The following is a 13,965-nucleotide window of genomic DNA, read 5'->3' as shown; positions in this document are numbered from 1 at the left end:
CGTGCTGTTCCCGGCGCGTGCCGTCCCGGACGAGTTCCGGGACCGGTTGCCGTGGACAGCCTTCGTTACGAAGGAACGGCGCGTCCGGAGCGCGACTCTGTCCCCCTGACGAAGAGGGGGTCGGGCCGGGCCGCCGGGACGGCCGCCGCAGCGCTGCTTCTGTCGCTGGCGGGGTGCCAGCCCTGGGCCGATCCGCCGGTCGAGGGCGCGGTGCGTCCGCGCATCGTCTCGCTCAACCCCTGTACCGACGCGGTGCTGGCCGAGGTGACGTCTCCGGGGCAGCTGCTGGCGATCTCGCACTACAGCCACGATCCGTCCGCCAGTTCGATGGACCTTGCCCGCGCCGCCCGGTTCGGCGAGGTGTCCGACGCGGTCGAGGACGTCGCCGCGCTCGAACCGGACGTGGTGGTGGCCAGCACTTTCCTCCCGCCCGCCACGGCGCAGGCCCTGCGCGACCTGGGGCTGACCGTGGTGCAGGAGGCGCAGCCTTCCGATCTCGCCGAAGCGCTCGCCCAAGTCCGGCGTCTGGCCCGGCTGGCGGGCAACCGTTCGGAGGGAGAGGAACTGGCGGAGCGTATCGAACATGCCGTATCCCGCGCCGCGCCGCCGCGCGGGAGTGTGCCGGTTCCGGCCCTGCTGTGGCAGTCGGGCGGCATCGTCGCGGGCGATCACACGCTGATCGCCGACCTCATGGCCCGTGCCGGGTTCATCAATGCCGCCGCCGCTCGCGGTCTCTCCCAGGCGGACTATCTGCCGCTGGAGCGGGTGGTGGCGGATCCGCCGCGCGTCGTCTTCACCGTCGGTTCGCCTGCCGCAGAGGAGGACAGGATGCTGCGCCATCCCGCACTGGCGCAAGTCGCGGGGATGATCCGCGTGCCGCTCGATCGCTCGCTGATGTGGTGCGGCGGGCCGACGATCCCGAAAGCGCTGGCGCGGTTCGCACAAGTGAGACGATCCTTCGAAAAGCCCCGCACAACCGCAGGTCGTAATCCGTGAACCGCCGCCTCATCCTGATCCTTGTCGTGCTCCTGGCGCTTGCTGTGCCGCTGTCGCTGCTGGCGGGCCGGGTATGGGTGGACCCGCTCGCGCCCGAGACACGCAATGCTTCGGTCATCCTGCTCCAACTGCGCCTGCCGCGCGCGGTGCTGGCGCTGGTCGTCGGCGCCGGGCTGGGCGGGGCGGGCGCGGCGATGCAGGGCTATCTGCGCAATCCGCTCGCCGATCCGGGGCTGTTCGGCATTGCGCCCGGCGCGGCGCTGGGCGCGGTGCTGAGTTTCTGGACGGGCTATGCCGCCTCGGTCTGGCTGCTGCCGGTCTTCGCGCTCGTCGGTGCCGGCGGGGCGATGGCCCTGCTGGCGATGATCGCCGGGCGCGAGGGGGGCGTGGCGCTGTTCACGATGGCCGGGCTGATGATCTCCAGCCTCGCGGGCGCGCTGACGAGCCTTGCGATCAGCCTTTCGCCCACGCCCTTCGCCATGAGCGAGATCGTGACCTGGCTGATGGGGGCGCTGGCCGATCGATCCTGGCGCGAAGTGGCCATTGCCGCGCCGCTCACGCTGGCGGGACTCGGCGTGCTGCTGGCGGCCGGGCGCGGGCTCGATGCGCTGACGCTGGGCGAGACGGCGGCACGCTCGCTGGGCGTCGAGCCGCGACGGCAGCAGGCACTGATGATCGCGGGCGTCGGCCTGACGGTGGGCGCGAGCGTGGCGGTCGCGGGGGTGATCGGCTTCGTCGGCCTCATGGTGCCGCACCTCGTCCGCCCCCTGACCGACCGGCGGCCGAGCGCGCTGCTGGTGCCGAGCGCGCTGGCGGGGGCACTGCTGCTGCTCGTCGCGGATGCGGGCTGCCGGGTGCTGCCGCTGGCAGGGGGCGAGTTGCGGCTCGGCATCGCGCTGGCCCTGATCGGCGCGCCTTTCTTCCTCGCGCTGTTGCTGCGGATGCGGCGGGGGCTGGCATGAGCGGGACGCTGAACACGGTGGACCTGGGCATTGCCGGGCGCCTCGACGACCTGACGCTCACCGTCCACGCAGGCGAAGTCACCGCGATCTGCGGGCCGAACGGGGCGGGCAAGTCCACGCTGCTGTCGTGCCTCGCGGGGCTGGTCGAACCCGATCGGGGCATTGCCGCGATGGGCGGGCGGGTCATGCATCAGATCCCTGCGCGAGAGCGGGCGCAATGCATCGGTTACCTGCCGCAGACCCCTGAGGTGGCGTGGGACGTAACGGTCGAGGTTCTGGTCGGGCTCGGGCGCCTGCCGTGGCACGACATGGCGACCGACGCGGGCCGGACGGCCATCGACGCGGCGATCGCGACGATGGACCTGGAGGCTTTCCGGCATAGGCCAGTATCCGGACTGTCGGGCGGAGAGCGGGCGCGGGCGCTGATGGCACGGGTGCTGGCGACCGGACCGGCGTGGCTGCTGGCGGACGAGCCCCTGGCCAACCTCGATCTCGGCCATGCCATCGCCCTGATGCGCCGCCTTCGCGAACAGGGCAATCATGGTCGCGGGGTCGTGCTGGTACTGCACGATCTGGCCACGGCGATGAACTATGCCGATCGGGTCATCGTGATGGACCGGGGCCGCGTCGCCGCCGATGGCGAACCGCTTCACGCCCTGTCGGAAGACGTGATCCGCAAGACATGGGGCTGTCCGGCCCGCTGGCTGGGCGAGCCGGGAGCACGCGCGCTTTCATTGGGGTGAGAGACTCAACTCTCGACAAAATGGCCCTTCGACCAGACGCGCATGGGTTCTTCGCGCTTTTCGGCCTCGCGCTGGTGCATGTCGCGCTGGCGGTCGAAGATCAGCGAGCCGGTGCCGCCAAGTCCTTCCTTGTTGGCGAAACGGCTGCGGCGGAAGGGAATTTCTGCGCCTGAGGTCATCATCTCTCTCCTTTGGAGAGGAAACGCACGAAGAGGCACCCCGGTTCCCCTGACCATTTGCCTCAGCGCGTGCCGACGCCGCGCGCGAACTGCTCCTGCAGGTTGGCCAGCGTGCCGGGCGAGACCGGCGACAGCGAGCGGGCGGGCTTGCCCTTGCGCAGTGCCGCGCGGTCCTTCTCGTCGGGTTCGACCACGCGCACCCGTACCGCCGCCTTGCCCTGGGTGCGCACGCCCAGTTCTTCCGCCGCCCCGCGCGAGAGGTCGATGATCCGCGCGCTCTCGCCATAGGGGCCGCGGTCGTTGATGCGCACAAGGATGCGCCTTCCGGTGTCGAGCGAAGTGACCTCGACATAAGCGGGAAGGGGCAGCGTCTTGTGCGCGGCGGTGATCCAGGCGGGGCGGAAGCGTTCTCCGTTGGCGACCTGGTTGCCGCTCTCGGAGCCGTACCAGGTCGCATAGCCGAGCATGTCGTAACCGGGCTGCGCGGCGGGGGTGTAAGTCACCCCGCGCACCTTGTAGGGCGGGCCGATGCGGACCGGCACGTCGGCGACCGGGCGATACTTCACGCCGCCGCCGCAGGCCGCGACGAGGGTTGCCAGTACAAGGACTATGCTGCTGCGGATGGGGCCGGGCATGGCGGGCAGACTATCTTCCGGCACGCCATGCTCCAACGCGCGCGCGGCCGCTTTCCACAAGCGAGGCCGGAACCGGCACCCGCCGCCGCCGGTTCTGCGCCCTGTAACCAGGGAGCCTCGATGCCGACCATCCTCGAAACCGTGACCGTCGCCGCGCGCGACCGCGCGCGCATGGCCGAAGTGAGCGGCGTGATCGCGCGCTTCGGCCTGGATTCGCTGCTGGGGCGCCTCGGTTCAGGCGGGGAGGCGCGCAACGACGCCGACTTGCCCAACCGCACCCGCCGCGCGCTGGAGGCGCTGGGGCCGACTTACGTGAAGCTCGGCCAGATACTCGCCACCCGGCGCGACATGCTGAGCGACGAATGGATCGCCGCCTTCGAGCAATTGCAAAGCGATGCCCCGCGGCTTCCGTTCGACACCCTGCGCCCGGCCGTCGAGGCCGCTCTGGGCGAGCCGCCCGAGACCGCTTTCGCCGCATTCGACGCCGAACCGCTGGCGGCAGCCTCGATCGCGCAAGTGCACCGCGCCACCTTGCATGACGGGACGCAAGTGGTGGTGAAAATCCGTCGTCCCGGCATCCGCAAGGCGATGGAGGCCGACCTGCGGCTCCTGCGGCATCTTGCCGCGCTGGTCGAGGCGAGGAGCGCGGCGGCGCGCCGCATGACGCCGGGCGCTATGATCGACCAGCTGGGCCGCGAGATCCTCGACGAGCTGGACTTCACCAACGAGGGCCGCAACGCCGACCTGCTGCGCGCCGACCTGGCATCCATCCCCGAGGCACTGGTGCCGCGCATCCACTGGCAGCACACCAGCGAGAGCGTGCTGGTCATGGACTACGTCGAGGGCATCAGCCCGCGCGATCCGGCGCAATTGCGGGCCAGGGGCGTCGACCCCTCCGCCATAGCGCAGGTCGGCGCGCGGCTGGTGCTGGAGATGGTGCTCGTCAACGGTCGCTTCCACGCCGACCCGCACCCGGGCAACCTGCTCTGCCTGCCGCCGCGGGCGCCGGGGGAGCATGACCGCCTCGCGCTGCTCGACTTGGGCTCGGTCGGGTTCGTGAGCCCGCGTCGCCAGCACGAGTTCCTGACCTTCATCCTCTCGCTGCGCGGCAACGACCCCGGCGGCGTGGCCGACATGCTCGGCCTGTGGTCGCAAGATCGGTCAGGGACGGGAGAGGTTTCGCGCGAACGCCTGCTGACCGCGTCGGAGCGGCTGGTTGCGCGGCACGGCACCGGGGCGCTGGTGCTCAATGCTATGGTGGCGGATTTCTTCCCGCTGCTGCGCAAGGAAGGGCTGGTGCTGCCGCCGGACCTCGTGCTGATCTTCAAGGCGATGGTGACGATGGACGGCGTGCTTGCCGGTATCGCTCCGGATTTCGACTTGTCAGAGGCGCTGGCGGCGCTGCGCGGAAGGCTGGTCGCCTCGCGCCTCACGCGGCTTGCCGGGCCGGACCGTCTGGAGGCGCTGCTGCTGGAAGTCTCGCGGGTGTCGGCCGACGCACCGCGCCTGATGCGCGCGGCGACGGCGCGGCTGGAGCGGGCGGATGAGAAGCCCGCCGACCTCTCGAACGCGATTCGCCGTGCCGGCACATTCGTGGCTGCGGCTATCCTCGTGCACGCGGCAGCGGCGCTGCTGACGGCCGTGCTGTGATGCACCGGGTCAGAGAAACCGCAGCTCCGATATCTTTACGACGATGCCCGCGATCCTGTCGATGATGCCGACGATCTTCTCGATCGTCCCGGCCGTCTCGGCGATGTCGTTCGCTTCCTCGTGAGCGGCCTTGGCCCTGGCGGAGAGGCTGGCGACCAGATCGCCGGCCGCGATCTGTTCGTCGAGGGCCTGCAGCGCATTGAAGGCGAGCGCGCGTAGCTGGATCGCACCGTTGGCAAGCGCCTGGTTGGCCTGCTGATAGGGCGAAGCCGGATCGGCCGAGAAGGGCGACACCGCCATCACACGCTCGGCCGCGCCCATGGCTTCCACCAGCGCGTTGCGGGTTTCGCGGTAGGCGGGCAGGGTCTTGAGTACGATTGCCATCACTGTGCCTCCCCATCGGTCGCGCCAAGCGCGGTTGTCGTCGCCTGCAATGTCCCGGCGAGAGTGATCAGGCTCTCGATCGCGGCCTCGAGTTCCTTGAGAGAGGCCCCCTTGTGCGCGGCGGCGACAAGCTTGTCGTGCGCCTTGCCGATAGCCGCGAAGCGCTCGTGGTCGGAGAATGTGTTGCGATACGTGTCCACTGCCAGGAACAGCCGATCCTGCGCCGGTCGGATCTGGGCAGGATCGCCGGTTGAAACCGCCGCGTCAGCTTCGACCTGCGCCTCGCGCAGCATGTCGTAGGCGCCGCTTTGTTCGTAGAGCTTGAGATGGCTGTCCGTCTCGGCCAGCAGGCCTACCGCTTCCTTCACCAGCGGGTCACCCTCGATGATGATACGCTTGAGCGCGGCGGCGCGCTTGCCGTTGAGATAGAGGTTGCCCACTTGTGCGACCAGACCGGCGATCGCCTGCAACTTCGGCGTCGAGTTGCCCGCCGACTGACCCCGGGCCTTGCGAATGGCGCCGTCAAGATCACCGAGTGAGGTCGCGAGGCTGCCCAGCGAATTGGCGAATCGCTGGTTGTCGGCGGTCGTGTCCGAAGCCAGCAGCACCAGGCTTTGCGCATAGCTGTCGAGCGCGGCATCCAGCGCCAGGATCGACGAGAGTTCGATCTTGGGCGGCAGTGGTCGAAGCGTTCCGTTATCCAGCACCATCAATCGGCACTGGCGCGGATCCGGCGGCGCAGCGCCATCTTCTGGCAGGGCCATCAGCGCGGCGCAGCCCTGCCAGCGCAGGCTCACCCTGTTATCCGCAAGCCCCTGCCGGAAATGCTCATCCTCGGCGGCGACGACTTCGGACAGGCGGCGGCTGTGCTCGGCGGTGGCCGCAGAGGTCAGTTCGCCGAACTGCGCCGCAGCCCCGCGATAGCGATCGACCGTACAGCCACCGAGAAGCAGCGCGCAACCTGCCGCCAAAGCCACGCCGGTCGAGGTCGCACCTGAACGCCTCGATCGCGCACGAAACGATAACCGGTGATCGTGAAACACCGTCACTTCCCCCTGCCCGGTTCTGCAGAAGTGGTTCGCTCGCGCGCATTGATAAAAAGTGCGGCGCGAATACGCGAACGATGATTCTGGCAGAATTTTCCCCGGAGACATGTTGGCCACCGGGGAGGGGTGAAGTCAACGCATTACTGTATGACGATCAGGTATTCGCGATTACAATATTTCAATACCGCAAGAATTTCTTCGGATCGCAAGGGAGCAGGAGCAGTCGGACAGACGCTGCCGTCTTTCTGAAAATGATGCCGGGCACCCGCTTACTGCGCGCAGTGTTCGTAATAGCCCGCGCGGCATGCCGCGACATCCTCGCGCCATTCACGCATTTCGCGGTCGTATCGGCGCCGGTCCCGGGCATAGTCGGCGCGCGCCGCGTCATAGTCGCGGCGGTTCGCGGCGTATTCACCCTCGTCGCGATAATCTGCGTCAACATCGCGGCGGCTGCGGGCTGTATCGTAATCCCGCCAGCCTTGGGCATAGCCCGCATCGCGCTGCCGCACGTAATCGAGCTGCTCGCGGTTGAGACGGCGGATCGTCGCCGCATCGCGGGCGATCGCTTCGGGGGTCATCGTCGGATCGCGCGGATCGTCGGCAAAAACAGGGGCGGCGATGCCCGCCACGAGAGAAAGCGCCACCATGCGCCCGAACAGCCGCAAAGCCCCCATATGTCTTGAATCCCCTGAACCTGATCGACGCACCCGATGGGCGCTATCTGCCAGCAGCTTCGAGGACGTGCAAAGGAGTTGCGATGAGCGGTTCGTCGCCTGATGGCGCTGGCGTTCAGCGTCCGCCGGAACCGGGCGCCTGCGGGTCAGCGGGACACTTCAGCGCGTTGCCGTCCCAGCAGGCCGGGTTCCTGACCTCCCACTGCCTGCGGTCGGCGCGATAGTCCTGCTCGGCGGCGTCGTGACGGTCGAGCGTGGCATCGTAGGCGGCAGTATCGCGTGCGGTCTTCATGTCGTTGAGGGCGAGGGCCGCATCATACTGCGCCTGGCTGGCCTCGTTGCGCGCAAGCTGTTCGTGCGCGGCGGACGCCTGCTCGGCATTGAGCATCCGCCGTTTTGCCTCGGGATCGCCTGCTTCGGGCGCGCTGACGGCGGGACGTGAGGCCGCGTCCTGCGCGACGGCGAAGTGCGGCACGGCGAAGGCGACAGCCGCTGCGGCGGCAAGTTTCGGGATATGGCGCATGGCTTTCTCCTGATCTCACAAGCCGCGCGGAAGGCGGCTTTGGTTCGTCGGAAGAAACGTGCGCGAAAGGGCGGGGTTTCCGGCTTGTCTTCCGGATGCCCCGCCCCGTCGTCTTCAGCCTTTACGGGCGCCTGCCGATATAATGTCCGACGTAGCGCGAGCCGTCGCTATCGCGTGAGAACTCGAACACGATTGCCAGTTCGGCGCGGTTCGGGCCGAAGTTGCGCCCACGGAAGGTGCCGCGAAAGCCGTGGACCTGATCGACCAGAGTGCCGCTCCAGCTGCTTGTCGCGCGGTCGAATCTGCCTTCCGCCGCCAGCAGGCCGGACTGGGTCAGGTTGTTGTCCGCGACGATCGACAGCGGGATCGATCCGAATATGAACGTGCTCGACGGCGTGTAGGACCAGGTGATGTCGCGATCGTTGCTGACGATGCGCGCAAGGTCGAGGTCCCGACCACCGGGAATCCCGCCGAACAGCGTTGCGCGGCCGGTATAGCCGAGGTAGTCGGGAAGCGGGTCGTCGGGCGATGACGGGCTGCCCACCAGCGCCACCCGGTACTGGTAGCTGGGATGGGTGGTGCCGTCGGTGTCGGTGATCGTCCTGCTATGGCGCCACATGGCCTGTGCCGTGTACCGGGGCTGGGCCGGCAACCCGAATGCCGTCAGCATGAGCCAGTGGGCGCGCTGGTCCTTCTCGTAAAGTGTGTAGGTCAAACCCTGCACACGGTCCTGCGCGGTGAAGCTGACGAGTGCACCATCATAGAAGAAGTTCAGTCGTTCCGGCTCGCGGGTATAAGCGAGCGAGGCGTTGTGGTCCTGGTCCATAAGGCTGCCAGAGGCGAAGTACTGTCTGTCCGGCACGGTGCCCTGTCCGGCTTCGATCACGAAGTTCGCCGAATAGGCCAGGTTCGAACTCAGCGCGAAGTCGGTGGAATAATCGGTCACCACGTAGCTTGGTGCCGGCGTCGGAGCCGGGGTTGGGGCCGGAGTTGGAGCTGGCGTGGGCGCCGGTGTCGGCGCAGGCGTGGGTGTCGAGCCGCCGCCCGAACCGGAGACGCCACCCCCGCACGCGGCAAGCGTCAGCGCGCTTGCCGCGAGGACAAGATTCAGAAATCGCAATGGTATTCCCCCGTAGTCGCAGCGGGAATTAGGCACCTCGCGAAGCGGCGCGCAAGTGGGCGCGGAGATGTCCACAAGACTTGCCTTGGCGGCAGGGCACCCCATCTACGGCGAAACCCGCGATGCGCCCCCTTGAAGCGCGCGAACAAATCTGGAACACGTGCCTCCCATGAGTCTCACCCACATCACCGTGCGCGGCGCGCGCGAGCATAATCTCAAGGGCTTCGACATCGCGCTCCCGCGTGAGAAGCTGATCGTCATCACCGGGCTTTCGGGCTCGGGCAAGTCGAGCCTCGCGTTCGACACGATCTATGCCGAGGGCCAGCGCCGCTACGTCGAGAGCCTCTCGGCCTATGCGCGCCAGTTCCTCGAGATGATGCAGAAGCCGAATGTCGAGCATATCGACGGCCTCAGCCCCGCCATCTCGATCGAGCAGAAGACCACCAGCCGCAACCCGCGCTCCACGGTCGCGACGGTGACCGAGATCTGGGACTACATGCGCCTGCTGTGGGCGCGCGTCGGCGTGCCGTACTCGCCCGCCACCGGGCTGCCGATCGAGGCGCAGACGGTGTCCAACATGGTCGACCGGGTGATGGCGCTGCCCGAAGGCACGCGCCTCTACCTGCTCGCCCCCGTGGTGCGCGGCCGCAAGGGCGAATACCGCAAGGAACTCGCCGAGTGGCAGAAGGCGGGCTACACCCGCGTCCGCATCGACGGCGAATTCTACGCCATCGAGGACGCCCCCGCGCTCGACAAGAAGTACAAGCACGACATCGAGGTCGTGGTCGATCGCATCGCGGTGAAGGAGGGCATCCAGACCCGCCTTGCCGACAGCTTCGAACAGGCGCTCAAGCTGGCCGAGGGGCTGGCCTATGTGGACCTTGCGGATACCACCGTCGCAGAGCTGGGAGCAGGTGCTTCGACAAGCTCAGCACGAGCGGGGGAGGGGGGAGCCACCAACCCCGCTCAGGCTGAGCCCGTCGAAGCCCGCACGCAACAGAAGGGCCTGAAGAACGCAGGCCTCCCCGCCAACCGCATAGTCTTCTCGGAAAAGTTCGCCTGCCCCGTCAGCGGCTTCACCATCGAGGAGATCGAGCCGCGCCTGTTCTCGTTCAACGCCCCGCAAGGCGCGTGCCCGGCCTGCGACGGCCTCGGCGAGAAGCTGCTGTTCGACCCGCAACTGGTCGTGCCGAACGAGCACCTGACGCTCAAGCAGGGCGCGATCGTGCCCTGGGCCAAGTCCAACCCGCCCAGCCCCTACTACATGCAGGTGCTCTCCAGCCTCGCCGAACACTTCGGCTTCGCGCTGACGACGCCGTGGGACGAGCTTCCGGGCGAGGTCAAGCTGGTGATCCTCTACGGCACCGGCGGCAAGGCCGTGCCGCTCACCTTCAAGGACGGGCGCAAGGAATACACCGTCAACAAGGCGTTCGAGGGCGTCATCGGCAACCTCAACCGCCGCATGCTGCAGACCGACAGCGCCTTCATGCGCGAGGAACTGTCCAAGTACCAGACCGCGCAGCCCTGCGAGACCTGCGACGGCAAACGCCTCAAGCCCGAGGCGCTGTCGGTCAAGATCGCCGGCAGCGACATCGCCGACGCCGCGCGCCTCTCGGTGGCGGACGGGTTCAGGTGGTTCGGCGAACTCGAAGGCAAGCTGACCCACCAGCAGCAGCAGATCGCCAAGGCCATCCTCAAGGAAATCAACGAGCGCCTCGGCTTCCTCAACAACGTCGGGCTCGACTACCTCAACCTCGACCGCACCTCGGGCACGCTGTCGGGCGGCGAGAGCCAGCGCATCCGCCTCGCCAGCCAGATCGGCTCGGGCCTCTCGGGCGTGCTCTACGTGCTCGACGAGCCCAGCATCGGCCTGCACCAGCGCGACAACGACATGCTGCTCGAAACCCTCAAGCGCCTGCGCGATCTCGGCAACACCGTGATCGTGGTGGAGCATGACGAGGACGCCATCCGCACCGCCGACTACCTCGTCGATCTCGGCCCCGGCGCGGGCGTCCACGGCGGGCAGGTGGTCGCCGAAGGTACGCTCAAGCAGGTGCTGAAAAGCAAGGAGAGCCTCACCGCGCAGTACCTCAACGGCACCCGCCGGATCGAGGTGCCGAAGGAACGCCGCAAGGGCAACGGCCACTTCGTCACCGTCGAGAACGCACGCGCCAACAACCTGACCGGGGTGACCGCGAAGTTCCCGCTCGGCACCTTCTGCTGCGTGACCGGCGTGTCCGGCTCGGGCAAGTCCTCGCTCACCATCGACACGCTGCAGGCGGGCGCCTCCCGCCAGCTCAACGGCGCGCGCGTCATCGCGGGCGCACACGACAAGATCACCGGCCTCGAAAAGTGCGACAAGGTGATCGAGATCGACCAGTCCCCGATCGGCCGCACCCCGCGGTCCAACCCCGCGACGTACACCGGCGCCTTCACCCAGATCCGCGACTGGTTCGCCGGCCTCCCCGAATCCGAAGCGCGCGGCTACAAGCCCGGCCGCTTCAGCTTCAACGTCAAGGGCGGGCGCTGCGAAGCCTGCCAGGGCGACGGCCTCATCAAGATCGAGATGCACTTCCTCCCCGACGTCTACGTGACGTGCGAGGAATGCCACGGCAAACGCTACAACCGCGAAACGCTGGAGGTGAAGTTCAAGGGCATGTCCATCGCCGACGTGCTCGACATGACGATCGAGGACGCCGAGGAATTCTTCAAGGCCGTCCCCCCCATCCGCGACAAGATGCACATGCTGAACGAAGTCGGCCTCGGCTACGTCAAGGTCGGCCAGCAGGCGACGACCCTGTCCGGCGGCGAGGCGCAGCGCGTGAAACTGGCCAAGGAACTCGCCCGCCGCTCCACCGGCCAGACGCTCTACATCCTCGACGAACCCACCACCGGCCTCCACTTCGAAGACGTGCGCAAACTCCTCGAAGTGCTGCACCGACTGGTCGACCAGGGCAACTCGGTGGTCGTGATCGAACACAACCTCGACGTCATCAAAACCGCCGACTGGATCATCGACATGGGGCCGGAGGGAGGCGTCCGCGGCGGCCAGATCGTCGCCGAAGGCACGCCCGAAGAGGTGGTGAAGGTCAAAGGCAGCTTCACCGGAAGCTACCTCAAGCCCCTGCTGGGAAGCTGGGCGAAGTAAACCGCTATTCCTCCCCGAGCTTGCTCGGGGAGGGGGGCCATCCGAAGGATGGTGGAGGGGCACAGGCGGTTCAGGCGAAGGGGGAAGAAGAAAGTAGAAATGCGAGGGCCATCGCCCTCGCGCTCCCGGGAATGTCGAGGTTATTTAAAATAGGCGAAGGCATTTTGGTGGATCTATCTATTATGTGAATAATAGCAGCGTGCTGGCTTGCGTCGTCAGTATTGCTCCCTAATCTGACCATTGATCACCCATTGTCCGAAGGTATGTCATGGCAGATGAATCGGCGGAAGCGTTTCGGAAAATATACTTCTTCAGGGTCGAATTCTTTCAAGACATAATTGAGAGTTTGCCTGACGCGCTTCGCCGAATTAAAGGGCTAAGTTTCGATGATAATGGTCGCTACAAAGTCGATACATCCGGCATTAGATATTCGGCGTACCCCGATACAATAGAGTATCCGCTTCGTTTGAGATTTGGAAAGATCAGAAGAGATACTTTGCCACAGATTGAGTTGGCGGGTAAATTAAACAACCTGGAAATCGATGAAGATGCTGGGATTATTGATCTCAGTCATGCCGTCATCTTTTCCGATGGGTTTGTAGCTGCTGAATGGAATCCTGATGGTCCTAAGTTATCAGCTCTTGGGCATTACATTTTTGAAAAAGGAAAGATGAATTCTCGCCCCGTTTTCCTGAATTTGCTTGAGCGAGATATTGTCGAAGTTCTAAATTCTTTGAATTCCGTAAAAGTATTAGAAATAGATCTTCCTCCGAGTGCTGCTGCTTTGGCTCGTGAAGCAGATGAGAATTTGGCAGCTGCAATACGGGCTACGTCGGCTCTAGGTGCGACAAAGAGAACCAATTTCGTTCTCACAGCTGATAGTCCTACGCAATCGCTTAGAGATCTCGCGGTAAAATTGGCTTCGATCATAAAGGGGCGACCGCAGGATCGAATGTTGCTTAACGGATTTTCGGTAAAAGGTTATAACGATGGAGTGAGGCGGGCGCGTTACATTGACGTGCTGGAAAGTAAGCTAATGACAGCGGACGTGTTTCCCAAAAATAGTTCTAGGTCACGAAGTTTAAAAACTGAAGACGCTTATTCTATATTGGAAACTGCGTATTATAATAACGTTGAGCGTTTGCGGCTTGCTGCTTCGTCATCAGAATTCTGATGGGATTCTATTTTTCTCATCGCAATAGGTGCGACATAGCGTTCAGCACACTGGTCGCAATTATATTTTACATATTGTCGCGACGCGCTCATTTGGGATTTGTGTGGCTCGACGGTGATGACCGCCGTGCTCTTTTGCTCTCTGTATTTGGTGTGGCAGCATCTTTTTCTGGGTTTGTTCTGGCTGCGAGTACGTTTTTGATCGGGCACGTCCAAAATTCTCGCTTCGATATATTGCGAAAATCAAAGGGATGGCGGCAATTTCCCGGTCTAGTTAAGGGAAGTATATGGTGGTCACTCGTACTGACAATGGCCAGTGTTGTTTGCTCATTGATGAATGATAAATTGTTTATTAAATTTGCGCCTGTATATGTATTTTGCTCTTGTCAGGCGATAATTTCTCTTATCGCTCTGGTGTGGGTTGTTTTAGCCGTCCTGTCTATCGGTAGCGATTAGCGTGGACTGTTAGCTTTCCTACACTCCCCCACATACGATAACTAATCCGTCCCCCATGACGCGCCTGTCCGGGCTGTGTCGTGGTCTTTCGTGGCTTTCCTCTTGCGCGAGGTGGACGATGACGGACTTTTCCAGCAGCTTCGGTGTCGACGGTGGGGCGGGGGATCGGCCTGTGCCCCTCCACCCTGTGCCCCTCCACCCTGTGCCCCTCCACCATCCTTCGGTAAGCGTCCGCCCGGGACCGTTGTCGGGAGAAAACGCCCGTCAGCAGACGGC

13 protein-coding genes are annotated in these 13,965 nt (G+C 65.2%); 6 read left to right on the top strand and 7 right to left on the bottom strand.

All coding sequences use genetic code 11. The annotated features are described in order from the left end of the window. The first annotated feature begins 51 nt into the window (after positions 1–51). The 3 genes from ACODRZ_RS20240 to ACODRZ_RS20230 are packed head-to-tail and all read left to right on the top strand — an operon-like array spanning position 52 to position 2,701. On the top strand, positions 52–996 hold the full coding sequence (locus ACODRZ_RS20240; protein ID WP_488972235.1) for an ABC transporter substrate-binding protein: 945 nt from the start codon (positions 52–54) through the stop codon (positions 994–996). Continuing rightward, positions 993–1,958: a FecCD family ABC transporter permease gene (locus ACODRZ_RS20235; RefSeq protein ID WP_488972234.1), complete on the top strand. Its 966-nt coding sequence runs from the start codon at positions 993–995 to the stop codon at positions 1,956–1,958. Before ACODRZ_RS20240 ends, ACODRZ_RS20235 begins: the two co-directional genes overlap by 4 nt. Beyond that, on the top strand, positions 1,955–2,701 hold the full coding sequence (locus ACODRZ_RS20230) for an ABC transporter ATP-binding protein (protein ID WP_488972233.1): 747 nt from the start codon (positions 1,955–1,957) through the stop codon (positions 2,699–2,701). The genes ACODRZ_RS20235 and ACODRZ_RS20230 overlap by 4 nt, the downstream gene beginning before the upstream one ends. A gap of 5 nt (positions 2,702–2,706) precedes the next feature. Here the strand turns inward: ACODRZ_RS20230 and ACODRZ_RS20225 are convergent, their stop codons facing one another. Further along, the gene (locus tag ACODRZ_RS20225; RefSeq protein WP_488972232.1) at positions 2,707–2,880 is read right to left on the bottom strand and encodes a hypothetical protein; all 174 of its coding nucleotides are present in this window, start codon (positions 2,878–2,880) and stop codon (positions 2,707–2,709) included. A gap of 62 nt (positions 2,881–2,942) precedes the next feature. Continuing rightward, a complete protein-coding gene (locus ACODRZ_RS20220) occupies positions 2,943–3,515 on the bottom strand; it encodes a septal ring lytic transglycosylase RlpA family protein (protein WP_488972270.1) in 573 nt (190 codons plus the stop codon). Between the two features lie 120 nt (positions 3,516–3,635). Here ACODRZ_RS20220 and ACODRZ_RS20215 point away from each other — a divergent pair, with 120 nt between their 5' ends. Beyond that, the gene (locus ACODRZ_RS20215; RefSeq protein WP_488972231.1) at positions 3,636–5,165 is read left to right on the top strand and encodes an ABC1 kinase family protein; all 1,530 of its coding nucleotides are present in this window, start codon (positions 3,636–3,638) and stop codon (positions 5,163–5,165) included. 9 nt (positions 5,166–5,174) lie between these two features. Here ACODRZ_RS20215 and ACODRZ_RS20210 read toward each other — a convergent pair whose 3' ends face one another. The 5 genes from ACODRZ_RS20210 to ACODRZ_RS20190 all read right to left on the bottom strand — a co-directional run bounded on the left by ACODRZ_RS20210 (position 5,175) and on the right by ACODRZ_RS20190 (position 8,912). Then, positions 5,175–5,549 carry a hypothetical protein gene (locus ACODRZ_RS20210; protein ID WP_488972230.1) on the bottom strand — a complete coding sequence of 125 codons (375 nt, stop codon included), beginning with the start codon at positions 5,547–5,549 and terminating at the stop codon, positions 5,175–5,177. After that, positions 5,549–6,526, bottom strand: coding sequence for a hypothetical protein (locus tag ACODRZ_RS20205; protein ID WP_488972229.1), 978 nt, complete (start codon positions 6,524–6,526; stop codon positions 5,549–5,551). Before ACODRZ_RS20205 ends, ACODRZ_RS20210 begins: the two co-directional genes overlap by 1 nt. 338 nt (positions 6,527–6,864) lie before the next feature. Next, positions 6,865–7,269 carry a hypothetical protein gene (locus ACODRZ_RS20200; protein ID WP_488972228.1) on the bottom strand — a complete coding sequence of 135 codons (405 nt, stop codon included), beginning with the start codon at positions 7,267–7,269 and terminating at the stop codon, positions 6,865–6,867. A gap of 115 nt (positions 7,270–7,384) precedes the next feature. Beyond that, positions 7,385–7,792, bottom strand: coding sequence for a hypothetical protein (locus ACODRZ_RS20195; protein ID WP_488972227.1), 408 nt, complete (start codon positions 7,790–7,792; stop codon positions 7,385–7,387). A 121-nt stretch (positions 7,793–7,913) separates the two neighbouring features. Beyond that, the gene (locus tag ACODRZ_RS20190) at positions 7,914–8,912 is read right to left on the bottom strand and encodes a hypothetical protein (protein ID WP_488972226.1); all 999 of its coding nucleotides are present in this window, start codon (positions 8,910–8,912) and stop codon (positions 7,914–7,916) included. Between the two features lie 169 nt (positions 8,913–9,081). On the opposite strand from ACODRZ_RS20190, the gene uvrA reads away from it, so the two are divergent. Further along, a complete protein-coding gene (gene uvrA, locus ACODRZ_RS20185; protein WP_488972225.1) occupies positions 9,082–12,060 on the top strand; it encodes an excinuclease ABC subunit UvrA in 2,979 nt (992 codons plus the stop codon). A gap of 268 nt (positions 12,061–12,328) precedes the next feature. Further along, entirely contained in the window at positions 12,329–13,234 is a 906-nt protein-coding gene (locus ACODRZ_RS20180; protein ID WP_488972224.1) for a hypothetical protein, read from the top strand. Positions 13,235–13,965: the final 731 nt, after the last annotated feature.

It is taken from the genome of Novosphingobium sp. FG90, from assembly GCF_057808725.1.
Note: the sequence above shows the minus strand (reverse complement) of the source record. Positions and strands in the feature narration are given on the sequence as shown.

Bases quoted from the DNA above. Each gene is read 5' to 3' on its own strand.
- ACODRZ_RS20230 (WP_488972233.1), top strand. From the start codon at position 1,955: ATGAGCGGGACGCTGAACACGGTGGACCTGGGCATTGCCGGGCGCCTC.
- ACODRZ_RS20210 (WP_488972230.1), bottom strand. From the start codon at position 5,549: ATGGCAATCGTACTCAAGACCCTGCCCGCCTACCGCGAAACCCGCAAC.
- ACODRZ_RS20180 (WP_488972224.1), top strand. From the start codon at position 12,329: ATGGCAGATGAATCGGCGGAAGCGTTTCGGAAAATATACTTCTTCAGG.
- ACODRZ_RS20215 (WP_488972231.1), top strand. From the start codon at position 3,636: ATGCCGACCATCCTCGAAACCGTGACCGTCGCCGCGCGCGACCGCGCG.
- ACODRZ_RS20195 (WP_488972227.1), bottom strand. From the start codon at position 7,792: ATGCGCCATATCCCGAAACTTGCCGCCGCAGCGGCTGTCGCCTTCGCC.
- ACODRZ_RS20225 (WP_488972232.1), bottom strand. From the start codon at position 2,880: ATGACCTCAGGCGCAGAAATTCCCTTCCGCCGCAGCCGTTTCGCCAAC.
- ACODRZ_RS20220 (WP_488972270.1), bottom strand. From the start codon at position 3,515: ATGCCCGGCCCCATCCGCAGCAGCATAGTCCTTGTACTGGCAACCCTC.
- ACODRZ_RS20200 (WP_488972228.1), bottom strand. From the start codon at position 7,269: ATGGGGGCTTTGCGGCTGTTCGGGCGCATGGTGGCGCTTTCTCTCGTG.
- uvrA (WP_488972225.1), top strand. From the start codon at position 9,082: ATGAGTCTCACCCACATCACCGTGCGCGGCGCGCGCGAGCATAATCTC.